The sequence below is a fragment of the Aeromicrobium duanguangcaii genome (assembly GCF_024508295.1).
Lineage (GTDB): Bacteria > Actinomycetota > Actinomycetes > Propionibacteriales > Nocardioidaceae > Aeromicrobium > Aeromicrobium duanguangcaii.
Genome location: NZ_CP101990.1, coordinates 2,319,070 through 2,335,090, shown reverse-complemented (window position 1 = coordinate 2,335,090; position 16,021 = coordinate 2,319,070). Strand labels below are relative to the sequence as shown.

Here is a 16,021-nt window from a genome sequence, read left to right as displayed (position 1 = left end):
GCGGTCAGAAGACCTGGCGCAGGTTCGCGCGGGCGAGGTCGAAGATCTCGTCGCCGCGTCCGGACATCACGGTGCGCATCGCGTAGAGCGAGAACCCCTTGATCTGCGCGGCGTTGACCGACGGCGGGATCGTCACCTCCTGACGCTCGGTGATGATGTTGACCAGGGCGGGCCCGTTGTGGGCGAACGCCTCGGCGAGTGCGGGCGCGACCTCGAGGGAGCGGTCGACGCGCAGGGCACGCAGGCCCATGGCCTCGGCCACGCGCGCGAGGTCGGGGTTCTGCAGCCCGGTGCCCCAGTTCACGAAGCCGGCCGCCTTCATCTCCAGCTCGACGAAGTTGAGCGAGCTGTTGTCGAAGACCACGATCTTCACGGGCAGCTTGTTCTGGACGAGCGTGATCAACTCCCCGAGCATCATGGTCAGGCCCCCGTCGCCGGCCAGGGCGATGACCTGGCGGTGGGGGTGGGCGGCCTGGATGCCGATCGCCTGGGACACGGCATTGGCCATGGAGCCGTGGCTGAACGACCCGATCAGGCGGCGCCTGCCGTTCATGCGCAGGTAGCGCGCGGCCCACATGACGGGCGATCCGACGTCCGGTACGAACACGGCGTCCTCGTTGGCGATCTGGTCGATCGCGCGCGCCACGTACTGCGGATGCTGGTCGCGGCCCTCCTTGACCGGGCTCGCGAGGTCGTTGAGCCTCTCGCGGGTCTTCTTGTAGTGCGCGACCGACTCGTTGACGTGCGTGCGGTCGTCCTTGTGGTCGAGCAGTTCGCGCAGCGCGGGCGCGGTGTCGCGGATGTTGCCGACCAGGCCCAGGTCCAGCGGCACCCGCCGGCCGAGCTGCTCGCCGCGGATGTCGATCTGGATGATCGTCTTCTCGTGCGGGAGGAAGTCGGGGTAGGGGAAGTCCGTGCCCAGCATCAGCAGCGCGTCGCAGGCGTCGATCGCGCGATAGCCGGACGCGAAGCCCAGCAGGCCCGTCATGCCGACGTCGAAGGGGTTGTCGTACTCGAGGTGCTCCTTGCCGCGCATCGCGTGGACGATCGGGGCCCCGAGGTGGTCGGCCAGGGCGATGACCTCGTCATGGGCGCCCGCGCAGCCCGCACCGGCCAGGATGGTGACCTTGCCGGCCCGGTCGAGCAGGTCGGCCGCGCGTTGCAGATCGGCGGGCGACGGGACCACGACGGGCTCGGTCGGCCGCAGGATCGTGACGGTCTCGTCCGTGGCCTCGGTCAGGGCGACGTCGCCGGGGATCACCAGGACGGCGACCCCCTGCTTCTCGATCGCCGTCTGCATGGCGATCCGCAGCAGGCGCGGCATCTGCGAGGGACTGGAGACGTTCTCGACGAACACACTGCACTCGCGGAACAGCTCAGTCGGGTGATTCTCCTGGAAGTAGTTCGTCCCGATCTCCGACGTCGGGATGTGCGCGGCGATCGCCAGCACCGGCACGCGCGAGCGATGCGCGTCGTACAGGCCGTTGATCAGGTGCGTGTTGCCCGGGCCGCAGCTGCCGGCGCACACGGTGATCCGGCCCGTGGTCGCGGCCTCGGCGGCGGCCGCGAAGGCGGCGGCCTCCTCGTGGCGCACATGCACCCACCGGATGCCCGAGGTGCGCAGGGCGTTGGTGAAACCATTGAGGGAGTCGCCGGGGATCCCGTAGACCCGTTCCACGCCGTTGGCCTCGAGCGTGTCCACGATGTTCTTCGCGATGGTGACCATGTCTCACGGTAGGACGCGCCCAGCACGCGCACACCTTGAGTAGTGACGAGGCTCACAGGTCAGTGTCGGCCCTGTGCGACCGCACGCGACAGCGCCTGTCGCGTCGCGGCCACACCGGGGGAGTGGGCCGACGCGCGCCGTGCCGAGGTGAAGACGGTCCGGTGTGGGCGGCCGTCCAGCCGGTGCAGGGTCACCTGCGGGCGGCGGTTCTGCCACAGCAGGTCGGGCAGCAGTGCCACGGCGTGGCCGGACTCGATGAGGCTGATCTGCGCCTGGAGGTCGGCGGTCTCGTACCGGACGTCGGGCTCGAAGCCCGCGACCCGGCACGCCTGCTCGGCGAAGTGCCGCGACGCCACGCCCGGCGGCTCCATGACCCACGGGGCGTCGGCCGCCTCGGCGATCGAGGTGATGTCGCCGAACCGGTGGCCCGCCGGCGGCACCGCGAGGCGGACCTCGTCGGTCGTGAGGTCGACGGCGTCCAGCTCGGGGTGCCACGGAGTGTTGTGGCCGGGGTACTTCTCGGCGATGACCAGGTCGAACTCACGGGCCCAGGTCTCGTACAGCGCCGACTCCGGCTCGCGCTGCGTCATCGTGACGCGCAGCCTCGGGTGCTCGGTCTCGAGGATCGACAGTGTCGCGGGCATGAGCGCGAGCGCGACCGACTGGAACACCGCCAGCCGGAAGGTCCCGGTCGCCTCGTCGAGCGAGGCGGCGAGGTCTGACTCGGCGCGCTCGAGTCGCTCGAGGACAGCGGCGGTGTGCTCGACCAGGATCTCGGCCTGCGGCGTGAGCTGGACGCGGCGGCCGACCTTGCGCAGCAGCTCGACGCCGACCTCCTGCTCCAGCAGCGAGAGCTGCTGCGAGACCGACGAGGGGCTCTGGTGCAGCGCGGCGGCGACGCTGGCCAGCGTGCCGCGGATCTGCAGTTCGCGCAGGAGGCGCAGGCGGCGGACGTCGAGCATGGGAATCCTTCAGAGAATCTGATCGATACCGGTCACAAAAGATCGCTTTACCTTAACTCGGTGCGCTCTCACACTGGCCTGAAGACGCGATTTCCCACGTCCGGAAAGGCAGCACCGTGATCGACGACGTGACCCAGCCCCCCGACCCGTTCGCGCCGGATCCCTTGGCGCAGGAGTCGGTCGAGCTCGTGCGGCGCTGGCTCGCGGAGTCGGCCGAGGTGCCCGCGGACAAGGCCGGGGCACAGCTGGCCGGTCTGCTCAAGGACCCGAAGGGTCTGGACTTCACGGTCGGCTTCATCGACGGGGTCATCCGGCCGGAGGACCCGCGGATCGCCGCGCGGAACTTCGCCGTGCTGGCATCGGACGTGCCGGCCTTCCTGCCCTGGTACCTGCGCAACGCGGTGCGTCTGGGCGCCTTGGCCGGCCGCTTCGTGCCGCGCCTGGTCATCCCGATCGTGCAGCGGGCGCTGCGGTCGCTCGTGGGGCACCTGATCGTCGACGCGACCGACGCGAAGCTGGGGCGCAGCATCGCGAAGATCCGCCGCGACGACGTGCGCCTGAACATCAACCTGCTCGGCGAGGCCGTCCTGGGTGAGCGCGAGGCCGCTCGACGTCTGAAGGGCACCCACGACCTGCTGGCCCGGGCGGACGTCGACTACGTCTCGATCAAGGTCTCCGCGACGGTGCCGCCGCACTCGCCGTGGGCGTTCGACGAGGCCGTCGAGCACGTCGCCGAGAACCTCATGCCGCTGTACCGCCAGGCCGCCGAGGCGCCCTCGCCGAAGTTCATCAACCTGGACATGGAGGAGTACCACGACCTCGACCTGACGATCGCGGTCTTCACCAAGATCCTCGACACGCCGGGGCTGGAGCACCTCGAGGCGGGCATCGTCCTGCAGGCGTACCTGCCCGACTCGATGCGCGCCATGATCCACCTGCAGGAGTGGTCGGCCGCGCGCCGGGCGCGTGGGGGAGCGGGCATCAAGGTGCGCGTCGTGAAGGGCGCCAACCTGCCGATGGAGCGCGTCGACGCCGCGGTGCACGGCTGGCCGCTGGCGACGTGGTCCAGCAAGCAGGAGTCGGACACGAACTACAAGCGGGTCCTGGACTACGCGATGCACCCCGAGCGGATCGAGAACGTGCGCATCGGCGTGGCCGGCCACAACCTCTTCGACCTGGCACACGCGTGGCTGCTGGCCGGTCAGCGGGGCGTCCGTGACGGCGTCGAGATCGAGATGCTGCTGGGCATGGCCCAGAGCCAGGCCGAGGTCGTGCGCCGCGACGTCGGCGGGCTGCTGCTGTACACGCCGGTCGTGCACCCGAAGGACTTCGACGTCGCGATCGCGTACCTGATCCGGCGCCTGGAGGAGGGCGCGAGCCACGACAACTTCATGTCGGCCGTGTTCGAGTTGAACGAGAACCATGACCTGTTCGAGCGTGAGAAGAACCGCTTCCTCGCGTCGCTGGCCGCGCTCGACGACTCCGTGCCCGCGCCGAACCGGACGCAGGACCGCTCGGCGCCCGTGCAGGAGCCGCCGGCCGGCGCGCCGTTCGAGAACACGCCGGACACCGATCCGTCGCTGCCGGCCAACCGCGCGTGGGGTCGCCGGATCCTGGCGCGGGTGGCAGGCTCGGCCCTCGGCGAGGACCTCGTCAAGGAGCACACCCTGACCGATGCCGACACGCTGGAGTCGGTCGTCGCCTCGGCGGTCGTCGCGGGTGAGGCCTGGGGCCGCCGCCCCGCGGCCGAGCGCGCCGAGATCCTCGAGCGCGCCGCCCTGCGCCTGGAGGAGCGCCGTGCCGACCTGCTGGAGGTCATGGCGTCCGAGGCGGGCAAGCCCCTCGACCAGGGCGATCCGGAGGTGTCCGAGGCGATCGACTTCGCCCGCTACTACGCCCACCTCGCCCGTGGTCTCGACGACGTCGACGGCGCCACGTTCGTGCCCTCGCGCCTCACCGTCGTGACGCCGCCGTGGAACTTCCCGGTCGCCATCCCCGCGGGCTCGACGCTGGCAGCCCTCGCTGCGGGCTCCGCCGTCGTGATCAAGCCGGCGCCGCAGGCCGCGCGCTGCGGGTCGGTCATGGTCGAGGCGCTGTGGGAGGCCGGTGTCCCGCGCGAGGTGCTGCGGCTGGTCCACGTGGAGGAGTCCGACCTCGGCCGGCGGCTCGTCTCGGACCCCCGCGTCGACCGGTTGATCCTGACCGGCGCGTACGAGACGGCCGAGCTGTTCCGCAGCTTCCGTCCCGATCTGCCGCTGCTGGCCGAGACGAGTGGCAAGAACGCCATCGTCGTCACGCCCTCGGCGGACTTCGACCTGGCCGCCAAGGACATCGCGGCCTCGGGCTTCGGTCACGCGGGCCAGAAGTGCTCGGCGTCGTCGCTGGTGATCCTGGTCGGCTCCGTCGCCACGTCGAAGCGGTTCCGTGAGCAGCTGGTCGACGCCGTGACGTCTCTGACCGTGGGCTGGCCGTCGGACCCGCAGACGCAGATGGGCCCGCTGATCGAGCCGGCCTCCGGCAAGCTGCTGCGGGGACTGACGACGCTCGACGCGGGGGAGTCGTGGCTCGTGAAGCCGCGGCAGCTGGACGAGGCGGGGCAGCTCTGGTCCCCCGGCATCCGCACGGGCGTGAAGCGCGGCTCGACGACGCACCTGACCGAGTACTTCGGTCCGGTGATGGGCATCATGACCGCCGAGACGCTCGAGGAGGCGCTCGAGATCCAGAACCAGGTCGACTACGGCCTGACCGCGGGTCTTCACGCACTCGACTCGGCGGAGATCGCCGTGTGGCTCGACGGGGTCCAGGCGGGCAACCTCTACGTGAACCGCGGCACCACCGGCGCCATCGTGCGTCGGCAGCCGTTCGGCGGCTGGAAGAAGTCGGCGATCGGCGCCGGAACGAAGGCCGGCGGCCCGCACTACCTGTTCGGTCTGGGCGAGTGGGCGCCCGCGCGGTCGACCGCGGACGCCAGCATCGACCCGCGCGCCGAGCGACTGCTGCAGGCGGCGCGCGAGGCGCACGTCCCGACCGACGAGGTGGGCTTCCTCGAGCGGTCGTTCCGTAGCGACGCCGCCGCGTGGCGCGAGGAGTTCGGCACGGCGCGCGACGTCTCGGCGATCTTCGCCGAGCGCAACATCCTGCGGTACGTCCCGACCCGGGTGCACATCCGCCTGGCGGCCGACGCCACCCTGTCCGAGGGCCTGCGCGTCATCGGTGCGGGCCTGACGTCGGGGGCGCCGCTTCAGGTCTCCTCGGCGTTCGAGGTGCCCGACGCGGTCCGGGCCACCCTGCGTGCGTTCGGTGTCTCCGTGATGGTCGAGGACGATGCGACGTGGGCCGCGGTGGCGTCGTGCCTGACCGACGGGCGCGTGCGTCTGGTCGGCGGCAGTCGCTCGACGGTGGCCCAGCAGACGGGCGGCAAGCCGGACCTCGCCATCTGGGCGCACCGCCCGACCGAGGCCGGTCAGGTCGAGCTGCTGCCGTTCGTCCACGAGCAGGCGGTCAGCATCACGGCGCACCGGTTCGGCACGCCGAACCACCTCACCGACGACCTGATCTGAGGCCGTGACGAGGGGGTGGGGCACCCCGATTTGGGATCGTCCCACCCCCTCCGGTAATGTTGTCAACGCAACGCGGGGTGGAGCAGTTCGGTAGCTCGCTGGGCTCATAACCCAGAGGTCGCAGGTTCAAATCCTGCCCCCGCTACCAAGAGAAAGGCCCGGAATCCTTGAGGATTCCGGGCCTTTTGCCGTCCCCGCTGCGGCAGCGAGACCACCGTCTCGCGGGTTCGCACCTGGCGATGCGTGAGCCCGGCTGGGTCGATTCCCCAAAACCCGGCGCGTGCACGGCACGCTCGGTAACGTTGCCGCGGGCGGAGCACGGCAGCCCATGGAGCGTCACGCAGAAGCTGCCATCCGCACACGAGGGACAGCCGTCGGGGTAGTCGCCTGGCCAAGGAACTCACCCAGCGATGTGGTGGTTGCCAGGAACTTTCATGCGTGCTCGCGTCGAATGCGCGTCGCCCTGATCGAGCCGGGTCGCCACCGGCAGCAAACGTGACCCGAGGCGCGCACTTCACCCTGCCGCCCAGGCGCACCGTGAAGGTCCACCAACAGAAGCGAGTATCCGATGCCCTCGGCCCCCAGCAGCCACGTACGGTCACAGACACGGCACACCGTCTGGACTCGCATCGGAGTCGGCACGGTCACCGCGCTCGCGCTGACACTGACCAGCGCAGGGACCGCGTACGCCGCCATCGCAGCGGACTGCGTCCCGTCGAGCACCGTCACGTGTCCGGACCCCGAAGCGGTCCCGACTCCCACCGCCCCGACCGGGTCCGAGCCGGTGCCCGTGTCCGGCGACGTGGTGACAGTCGAGCCCCAGGCCCAGCGGTCCGCTCCTGTCCCGGCGGCCGACCTGCCGGCCGACACCACGCCCGTCCCCACCGAGGCCGAGCCATCCGGTCCTGCTCCTGCGGCCGACAAGCGATCGGCTCCGCGCGAGGCGTTCACGCGCGCAACGACCACGGCGGCCCGGGCAGCCATCTCGGCAGTGGACGCTGATCAGAACGACTTCAGGTGGTCCGTCGACGGGTCGACCGGGACGGCGACCATCTTCGGCTTCGCGGGCGCCCGCGCCAGCAGCATCACCATTCCGGACACCATCGTGTCCGGCGGCCAGACGTACCCCGTGACCGCCATCGCGAGGGAGGCCTTCGAAAACGCGGGCCTGACGTCGGTCGTGCTGCCCAACCAGCTCCGCACCCTCGCGTTCAACGCCTTCAAGGGCAACCGACTCACGTCGATCGACCTCCCCGAGACCGTCACGTACGTCGGCGAGTCCGCATTTTACGGCAACCTGCTCACCAGCCTGGTCCTGCCCAATTCGGTCACCGGGGTCGGATTCAACTCGTTCGGGTACAACCGGATCACCGACCTGACCCTCTCGACCGGGCTCACCAGCATCGACTCCATGGCATTCCACGCCAACCTGCTCACCTCGGTGACGTTCCCGGCCAACATCACCCACATCGGGGAGTGGTCGTTCGAAGGCAACCCGTTCCAGACCCTGAACATCCCCAGCACCGTTCAGTACATCGGGCCGGATGCTTTCTACGCTTCCACCAACCCCACGCTGATCGTCAACGTCGAAGGCACCGGCCCGATCGTCTCCCCGCGTGACAACCGCGGTTCCTTCGGCAGCGGCGGCGCCACCATCGTCCCGCAGTGCCAGTATGCGAGCCAGTTCGACGCCCTCTGGAACGGATACACCACAGCGCGTACCCGGACCGTCACGTACGACCTCGGCGGGCACGGCACCCCCATCGCGGACGCCACACCGATCTGCAACACCACCATCCACGCGCCCGCCGACCCGACGGACGGCGACTGGGCCTTCACCGGCTGGTTCGACGACGTCGACCTGACCGTCGAGCACGACTTCACCGCACCGGTCACGGAAGACACCACCGTCTACGCCGGTTGGTCCGCACTGACGGCCCCCACGCTCACCGGTCGGACCACGGCCTCCTTCGTGGCCGGCGAGAAAGGCACCTGGTCGCCCGACACCCTCGATGGCAGCCCTGCGCCGACCGTCACCGCCGACAACCTGCCCGACGGTCTGGCCATCGACCCGGACACCGGTGACATCGCCGGGACGCCGACCGTCGCCGGCACCACGCAGGTCACTCTGACCGCCAGCAATGGACACGGTCCCGACGCCACCCTCGACCTGACCCTCACCGTCGGGGCAGCGGCCGTCACAACGCCGGTCGTCACAACGCCGGAGGTCACGACGCCGGTCGTCACGACGCCGGTCGTCACGACGCCGGAGGTCGATCCGAAGGAAGCACGCCCCGCAGCGGACGTCAGCCATGGTGACGGGGTTCTGCCCAGCACCGGTATGGACGTCACCGCAAGCATGCTCGCCTTCGGCCTGTTGCTCACGGTCATGGGCCTTGCGGTCGTCCGACGCGGTCGGACCCGCAGCGACTGAACGTCCGCGCAGGCTCCGAGGTCAGCGGCATGCTGGGACCGCGCGGCGACGGCTACGCCACGTCGGGGCCGATCGATCCGGATGCCGCGGCGGTCGGTGTCGTTCGCGCCGCTGCCGACGTGGGTCTGGGCGTCGGGGTCGGCTTCACGGTCGAGACCGACGGCCGCCTGCCGGACGGCACGACGCTCAGCGAGGCGATCGACGCGGTGGACGCCTTCGCGAGCCTCGAGGTGCTCGGCGGGTGCTGCGGCACCGATGCGCGGCACGTGTCCGCGATGTGGGGCGTCTGAGCGTGTATCCGGGTGCAGCACGGGGCCCTCTTCGCTGGTGACGGGCCCATCGGTCCGCCTCGCACCCAGGAGGAACACCATGGCCACTGCATCAGACCTCATCCGGGCGCTCGCCCGCGGTCGCGTCACCCTGTCGGGCTCGGAACGCCTCGACTTCCTGGCCACGATCGACGACCGCGTCCTGGAGGTCGTCGGCGGAGGCCCCCAGGGCCTCCTCGACGCTCGCCTCGGCCGAGTCTCCCTCAACCCGCAGCCCCTCCCGCCGGCCGACGCAGGACGGCTCCTGCTCGACGCGATGGCGCGCGGCATCATCATCGTCAGCGGGCGAGGCGAAGGAGCCCAGCAGGCCTTCATGGAGGACATCGAGGACTGGTGCGGCACCGGCTGGCCGCGTCGGTGGCCGCGCCCGAAGCCCGGACCGCTCCCGGATCCGCGCCAGGAGCTCGACCCGTCCGTGCTGTTGGGCGGCGCGCTCGCCGCAGCCGAGTGGGCGGCCGCCTACCCGGAGGGCGAGATGCAGGACCTCTTCGAGAAGGCAGCCGATCAGCTGACCGAGGCTGCGCTGCGCTGACGGCTCACGCCGACGCGAGGACCGTGTCGACGTCCGTCGACGTCAGCCCGACGGCTGCCGCCACCGGGGCGTTGGTCAGCTCGCCGTCGTGGGTGTTCAGGCCCTGGGCCAGTCCGGCGTCAGCGCGCATCGCGTCGGCCCAGCCGTGCTCGGCCAGCGCGATCGCGTAGGGCAGCGTCGCGTTGGTCAGGGCGTAGGTCGAGGTGTTCGGGACGGCTCCGGGCATGTTGGCGACGCAGTAGAACGTCGAGCCGTGGACGTGGAAGGTCGGATCGGCATGAGTGGTCGGGCGTGAGTCCTCGAAGCAGCCGCCCTGGTCGATGGCGATGTCGACGAGGACCGATCCGGGCTTCATGCGCGAGACCAGCTCGTTGCTGACCAGCTTCGGGGCGGCAGCACCGGGCACGAGGACCGCACCGATGACGAGGTCGGCCTGGAGCACCTGCTGCTCGATCGCCAGCTCCGACGAGGCGAGCCCGTGCACGCGGTTGTCGTAGCGCCAGAAGCTCATCCGCAGCTTGTCCAGATCGGTGTCGAGCAAGGTCACGTCGGCGCCCATGCCCAGGGCGATGTTCGCCGCGTTCTGGCCCGAGACCCCGGCCCCGATGATGACGACCTTCGCGTTGGCGACCCCACCGACCCCGCCGAGCAGGACTCCTCGGCCGCCCTGGGCCTTCATCAGTGAGTGGGCCCCGACCTGCGGCGCGAGGCAGCCCGCCACCTCGCTCATGGGGTAGAGCAGGGGAAGTCCGCCTCGGGCGCCTGTGACCGTCTCGTAGGCCACGGCGGTGACCCGCCGTGCGAGCAGCTCCTCGGTCAACAGCCGGTCGGCAGCCAGATGCAGGTAGGTGAAGAGCGCCTGGCCCTCGCGGATGCGGTGGTACTCCTCGGGCACGGGCTCCTTGACCTTCAGCACCAGGTCGACGCCGCCATCGGTGCCCCAGGCGGACTCGGCGTCGGGCACGATGACCGCGCCGGCAGCCACGAACGCGTCGTCACTGATCGAGGAGCCGGCTCCGGCGCCGGCCTGGACGACCACCTCGTGCCCTCGGCTCGTGAGCTCGCGCACGCCCAGCGGGGTGATCGCCACTCGGTACTCGTGGCTCTTGATCTCCTGGGGAACTCCGATCCTCATGGCGGTGACCCTTCGTCGACGTACCCACACGCTACGCCCGGATCGCGGCGCGCGGGTCCCCACGGGCGCCCGCCCGGTCACTGCAGCTGGAAGTCCTTGAGCTGGCGCCGCGACGTGATGCCGAGCTTGCGGAAGATGTTGCGCAGGTGGGCCTCGATCGTGCGGGGGCTGAGGAACAGTTGGGCTCCGATCTCCCGCGAGGTCGCGCCGGTGGCCACGAGCCGCGAGATGTGGAGCTCCTGGGCAGTGAGCGCGTCGGTCGGCTGCGCGGTCCGGCTGCGGGGGTGCTCACCGGTCGCGCGCAGCTCGCGGGCGGCGCGCTCGGCGAACGCCTCCGTACCCATGGCGGACAGCTTCTCGTGCGCCGTACGGAGCTGCTCGCGAGCCTCCTCGCGGCGTCCTTCGCGGCGCAGCCACTCGCCGTACACCAGGTGAGCGCGAGCGAGGAACACGGCCATCTGAGTGCGGCCGAGCAACTCGATCGCCTCGAGATAGTGCTCCTCGGCTTCGGCGCCGGTACTGATCAGGGCTCGTCCGCAGGCGGCCAGCCCGAGCCCGAACGGGGCACCGCTCGCGCGCGTGCGCCTGCTGAGCAGGTCCGACGCGGCGCGCGCACGCTCGTGATCGCCGGACCGGGTCGCGGCTTCGATGAGCTCGGGCAGCGCCAGGCTGGTCAAGGCCATCTCTTCGGACGAGCAGGGTCCGATCGCGAAGGTGAGGGCTTCCTCGTAGTTGCCGAGGCCGTTGTGCATCGCCGCGATCGTGGCCTGGGCCTGGTCGATCGAGGTGGCCTCGCCGCGCTCCGTCGCCTCCTGGACCATCGTGGCGTACAGGTCCAGGGCCTCGCGGTGCCGACCGCTCCAGGCCGCCAGCATGAGCCGGGCGTTCGACAGCGGGGGCACCCCGATGGCCTGGGTGATCGCGCTCTCCTCCTGGGCCAGCGCGGCGGCCCGCGTGAGCTCGCCGAAGAGCACGAGTACCGACGCCACCGAGTTGAGCACGCCGGGAAGCGTGGCCAGACTGCCGGACTCGCGCGCCAGGCGAACTGCACGATCGGCCAGGTCATAGAGCGCCCGGTCGTCCCACAGCACCGCGGCGACGTGGCAGGCCAGCCACAGCCAGCGGCCGTCGACGTCGTCTCGCGAGTCGTCGCTGCGCAAGGCCTGCAAGGCTCCTTGAAGGCTGGGGACGCTCGCCTCGAATCCTTGGGTGAACCTCGTGGACAGCCCGTCCAGGAGCAGGTCGACGGCGCCCGGTGGTCCCGACTGGGCCGGCGCGTCCTCGGCGGCGGCCTTGGCTGCCTCCGGCAGGCCGCGACCTCGCGCGAGTGAACCGGCGTGGATCGCCGCGGTGAGCGCGTACAGGTAGGTCTCGCGCGACAGAGTGGGATCGAGGGGTGCCAGCGTCTCGGCGGCGTCCAGCAACATTCCCGGCACCTCGCTCCCGCGGGTGGTGTGGAACTCGATCTGGGCCCGCAGTTGTTCGGCGCGGGCATCCTGCAGGGCGTCCAGTGGTCCGGCCGACGCGAGCCTGAGCAGGTCCAGAGCGACGTCGTACGCGCCCGCCTCGTGCTTGGCGTGCGCGGCCTCCAGGGCACGCCGCGCCCGCTCGGCCTCATCCGGCGTCAGCTCGGTAGCGCGCTCGAGGAACGCCGCGGCCGCAGCCAGGCCGCCCCGGGCGCGGGCCCGCTCGGCCGAGTGCTCGAGCTCCGCTGCAGCCTTCTCGTCGACGCCCAGCACGGCCTGCGCCTGGTGCCAGGCCCGCCGGTCCGGGTCCAGACGCGGATCGGTCGCCTCGGCCAGTGCGCGGTGGGCGCGACGGCGATCCGAGGCGTGGGCGGTCCGGTACACCGCCGAGCGCACCAACGGATGGCGGAACCGGACGCGGGTGTCGATGTCCAGCAGACCTGCGGCCTCGGCGGGAGCGGACGCCTCACTGGCGATCCCCAACGCCTCGGTCGCGCGGCACAGCAGAGCGACCTCACCGGTCGGCTCGGCTGCGGCCACCAGCAGCAGCAGTTGGGTCTCGGCCGGCAGGTTGCTCGAACGGCGCCGGAAGCTGTCCTCGACACGGCTGGGGGCATCGGCCAGGTCGGGCGTCTCGTACCCACCGGCCCACCGGGTTGGCGGCGCACTCATGGGCAGCTCCAGCAGTGCCAGCGGATTGCCGCGCGCCTCGGCCACGATCCGGTCACGGACGGCCTCATCGAGCAGGGCGGGGGCAGCTGCCGTCAGCAGGGCCTGTGCATCGTGCTCGGCGAGGGGCCCGAGGCGAACTTCGGGCATCCCGGTGAAGGGGAGGGCGTCGCCCTCGGTGGAGTCGCGCACGGCGAACACCAGGACCAGCCGTTCGGCCCCCAGTCGCCGGGCCGCGAACGTCAGGACCTGGGAGGAGGCCTCGTCGAGCCACTGTGCGTCGTCGACGAGACACACCAGACCTTCCTCCTCCGCCACCTCGGCCAGGAGACTGAGGATGGCCAAGCCCACGAGGAACCGGTCCGGCGCCGGCCCGGCCCGGAGCCCGAAGACCACGCCGAGAGCGGCTCGCTGCGGGGCGGGCAGCGCATCGGCCCGGTCCATCAGCCGGGCGCACAGCTGGTGCAGGCCCGCGAAGGCGAACTGGGTCTCGGACGGCACGCCGGTCAAGGTCTCGACCCGGAACCCGGATCGGCTGGCGGTGTCTCGGGCATACTCCAGGAGAGCGGTCTTGCCGATCCCGGCCTCTCCTCGCACGACGAGTGTCCCGCTCTTCCCGGACCGTGCGCGCGCGAGCAGGCGCTCGATGGCCTCTCGTTCCGCGCGTCTGCCGAAGAGGTCCTTCAAGCTCGTCCCTCGTCCCGTAGTTCCGCCGAAGAGGTCCTTCAAGCTCGTTCCCCGTCCCGTAGCTCCGCCCATGGCGCCAGCCCTGGTGCGTACCCGAGAACAGCCCCTGGTGCGTACCCGAGAAGGTGATGGTCACCGATGTGTCCCTCACCCTGCCAGACCTTGGTCCGCTGGGTGTACGTGGTTCGGGTGTCCGGGCCAGGATCGGTGACGGACTACGGGACTCTCACCGACGCGAGACCGGCGCCTGCCGCACAAGCCTGAGGACGACGGCATCGAGACCACGGCGCCAGGGCACCCGAGGCCCTACCCCTTTTTCCATGGGAAGAGTGCACATGTGCACCAGTCCAGTCATCGATGTCGCCGACCTTTTCGTCACGTACGACGAGTTCCCCGCGGTGAAAGAGCTCTCTTTCCAGGTGCGACGTGGCGAGCTCTACGCCCTGCTCGGCACCAACGGTGCCGGCAAGACCTCGACCCTCGAGGTGATCGAGGGACACCGCCGGGCCGCTTCGGACATCGTGCGGATCCTCGGTGAGAGCCCTCGGGACAGACGGCCATGCTGACCGCGATGATGATCGGGGTCGCCGGCTGGGTCGGGCTCACCGGTACGACCGACTTCGCCGAGGTCGAACGGCTGCTGCCGGGCGGCGCCGCCACCGAGGTGGTCGTCGGCGCCTGGGACGGCGGCATGCCCCTGACCGACTCACCGCAGTTGCTGCTGCAGAGCGTGGGATGGGTCGTCGTGGCCGTCGTCCTGGCCGCCCGGTTCTTCCGCTGGGAGCCGCGCCGATGACGGTGCACCGGGTCCTCGACGGGCGCTACGAGATGGGGGACGTGATCGGCCACGGCGGCATGGCCCACGTCCACTGCGGTCGCGACATCCCCTCGGGGGACTGCGTCGCCATCAAGGTGCTCCGCCAGGAGTTGGCCGAGGATCCACTGTTCCGGTCCCGGTTTCGCCGTGAGGCACAGACCATGGCCGGGCTCGACCACCCCGCGATCGTCTCGATCATCGACACCGGGTACGACACCGGAGCCGGGGGCCCGGCGGACGGGGCCCGGGTGCCGTTCATCGTCATGGAGCTCGTCGCCGGCCGATCCCTGCGCGAGATCCTGAGGGCCGGCAGCGTGACCGTCGAGCAGGCGATCGCGTACCAGGTCGGGCTCTTCTCGGCCCTGGAGTTCAGCCATCGGGCCGGTGTCGTCCACTGCGACGTCAAGCCGGCCAACGTGATGGTCACACCCGAGGGCGCCGTGAAGCTCCTGGACTTCGGGATCGCGCGTGCCAGTGGCGAGCGGGCCGATGAGATCAGCGAGACCTTGCAGTTCCTCGGGACGCCCGGGTATCTGTCGCCTGAGCAGGTCCTCGGCGAGCCGCTCGACGCCGCGAGCGATCTCTACTCGGCGGGATGCCTGCTCCACGAGCTGCTGACGGGGCGTCCGCCCTTCGTCGGCGATCCGATCTCGGTCACGTACCAACACCTCCACGAGGAGCCGCCGGCGGCCGGCACGTCCGTCGCCGGCCTCGATGCCGTGCTCGCGAGGGCACTGGCCAAGAACCGCAGGGATCGGTTCTCGAGCGCGCGAGCGTTCCGGGAGGCCCTGCTGGCCATCGCCACAGCACGGTCGACCGAGTAAGGAGCAGCTCATGGGATTCATCACCGTCGGAACCGAGAACAGCACGCCGATCGAGTTCTACTACGAGGACCAGGGGCAGGGGCAGCCCGTCGTGCTGATCCGGGGCTACCCGTTGGACGGGCACAGCTGGGGGCGCCAGACCCGGGCGCTGCTCGAAGCGGGGTACCGCGTCATCGCGTACGACCGCCGCGGGTTCGGACCGTCGTCCAAGGCCGGGTCGGGATACGACTACGACACGCTCGCCGCCGACCTGCACGTCGTGCTGAGCGCCCTGGACCTGCGCGACGTCGTCCTCGTCGGCTTCTCGATGGGCACGGGCGAGCTGGCCCGCTACGTCTCGACGTATGGGCACGAGCGGATCGCGAAGCTGGCGTTCCTGGCCTCCTTGGAGCCCTACCCGGTCGATGCCGACGACAACCCCGGTGGCGTGCCGGGCAAGGTCTTCGACGAGATCGAGCTGGCGGCGAAGTCCGACGGCTACGCCTGGTACACGCAGTTCTTCTCCGACTTCTACTACCTCGCCGAGAGCTTCGGCAGCCGGCTCAGCCAGGAGGTCGCGACCGCCAACTGGAACATCGCCGTCTCGAGCGCCCCGGTGGGCGCGCACGCGGTCGTCTCCTCGGGGATCGAGGACTTCCGCGAGGATGTGGAGGCGGTCCGCGCGAGCGGCAAGCCCACCCTGATCCTGCACGGCACCGCGGACAACATCCTGCCCATCGACGCGACGGCGCGGCGGTTCCGCGAGCTGCTCCCGGACGCCGTCTACGTGGAGGTCGAGGACGCACCGCACGGGCTGCTGTGGACGCACGCGGACGAGGTCAACACCGCGCTGCTGTCCTTCCTCGGCTGAACGGTTCACCGGTCGCCGAGAGGAAGGGCG

General features: G+C 70.7%; 12 protein-coding genes and 1 tRNA gene. 9 read left to right on the top strand and 4 right to left on the bottom strand.

Features of this window, described 5'->3' with window-relative positions; genetic code table 11:
• Window positions 1–4: 4 nt before the first annotated feature.
• Window positions 5–1,726 (bottom strand): ubiquinone-dependent pyruvate dehydrogenase, encoded by a 1,722-nt coding sequence (gene poxB, locus NP095_RS11565; protein ID WP_232418744.1) that lies wholly within the window; start codon window positions 1,724–1,726, stop codon window positions 5–7.
• Window positions 1,727–1,785: 59 nt separating this feature from the next.
• Window positions 1,786–2,688 (bottom strand): LysR substrate-binding domain-containing protein, encoded by a 903-nt coding sequence (locus NP095_RS11560; RefSeq protein ID WP_232418745.1) that lies wholly within the window; start codon window positions 2,686–2,688, stop codon window positions 1,786–1,788.
• Window positions 2,689–2,804: 116 nt separating this feature from the next.
• On the opposite strand from NP095_RS11560, the gene NP095_RS11555 reads away from it, so the two are divergent.
• The 5 genes from NP095_RS11555 (at window position 2,805) to NP095_RS11535 (ending at window position 9,543) form a co-directional block, all read left to right on the top strand.
• Window positions 2,805–6,248, top strand: a complete 3,444-nt coding sequence (locus NP095_RS11555) for a bifunctional proline dehydrogenase/L-glutamate gamma-semialdehyde dehydrogenase (protein WP_232418746.1) — start codon at window positions 2,805–2,807, stop codon at window positions 6,246–6,248.
• A gap of 71 nt (window positions 6,249–6,319) precedes the next feature.
• Window positions 6,320–6,396, top strand: a tRNA-Met gene (locus NP095_RS11550).
• 642 nt (window positions 6,397–7,038) lie between these two features.
• Window positions 7,039–8,682: a leucine-rich repeat protein gene (locus NP095_RS11545; RefSeq protein WP_232418747.1), complete on the top strand. Its 1,644-nt coding sequence runs from the start codon at window positions 7,039–7,041 to the stop codon at window positions 8,680–8,682.
• A 29-nt stretch (window positions 8,683–8,711) separates the two neighbouring features.
• On the top strand, window positions 8,712–8,972 hold the full coding sequence (locus tag NP095_RS11540) for a hypothetical protein (protein WP_232418748.1): 261 nt from the start codon (window positions 8,712–8,714) through the stop codon (window positions 8,970–8,972).
• 79 nt (window positions 8,973–9,051) lie between these two features.
• Window positions 9,052–9,543 (top strand): hypothetical protein, encoded by a 492-nt coding sequence (locus NP095_RS11535; protein WP_232418749.1) that lies wholly within the window; start codon window positions 9,052–9,054, stop codon window positions 9,541–9,543.
• 4 nt (window positions 9,544–9,547) lie between these two features.
• Here the strand turns inward: NP095_RS11535 and ald are convergent, their stop codons facing one another.
• Both ald and NP095_RS11525 read right to left on the bottom strand, forming a co-directional pair.
• The gene (gene ald / locus NP095_RS11530; RefSeq protein ID WP_232418750.1) at window positions 9,548–10,678 is read right to left on the bottom strand and encodes an alanine dehydrogenase; all 1,131 of its coding nucleotides are present in this window, start codon (window positions 10,676–10,678) and stop codon (window positions 9,548–9,550) included.
• A gap of 77 nt (window positions 10,679–10,755) precedes the next feature.
• Window positions 10,756–13,572, bottom strand: coding sequence for an ATP-binding protein (locus NP095_RS11525; RefSeq protein WP_232418751.1), 2,817 nt, complete (start codon window positions 13,570–13,572; stop codon window positions 10,756–10,758).
• A gap of 263 nt (window positions 13,573–13,835) precedes the next feature.
• Between NP095_RS11525 and NP095_RS11520 the strand changes: the two genes are divergently transcribed.
• The 4 genes from NP095_RS11520 to NP095_RS11505 are packed head-to-tail and all read left to right on the top strand — an operon-like array spanning window position 13,836 to window position 15,991.
• Window positions 13,836–14,066, top strand: coding sequence for an ATP-binding cassette domain-containing protein (locus NP095_RS11520; protein WP_232418752.1), 231 nt, complete (start codon window positions 13,836–13,838; stop codon window positions 14,064–14,066).
• Between the two features lie 5 nt (window positions 14,067–14,071).
• Complete coding sequence (locus NP095_RS11515) at window positions 14,072–14,296, top strand: hypothetical protein (RefSeq protein WP_256766090.1); 225 nt, start codon at window positions 14,072–14,074, stop codon at window positions 14,294–14,296.
• Window positions 14,293–15,141: a protein kinase domain-containing protein gene (locus NP095_RS11510; protein ID WP_232418754.1), complete on the top strand. Its 849-nt coding sequence runs from the start codon at window positions 14,293–14,295 to the stop codon at window positions 15,139–15,141. Before NP095_RS11515 ends, NP095_RS11510 begins: the two co-directional genes overlap by 4 nt.
• A 10-nt stretch (window positions 15,142–15,151) precedes the next feature.
• Entirely contained in the window at window positions 15,152–15,991 is an 840-nt protein-coding gene (locus NP095_RS11505) for an alpha/beta fold hydrolase (protein WP_232418755.1), read from the top strand.
• The last annotated feature ends 30 nt before the right edge of the window (window positions 15,992–16,021 follow it).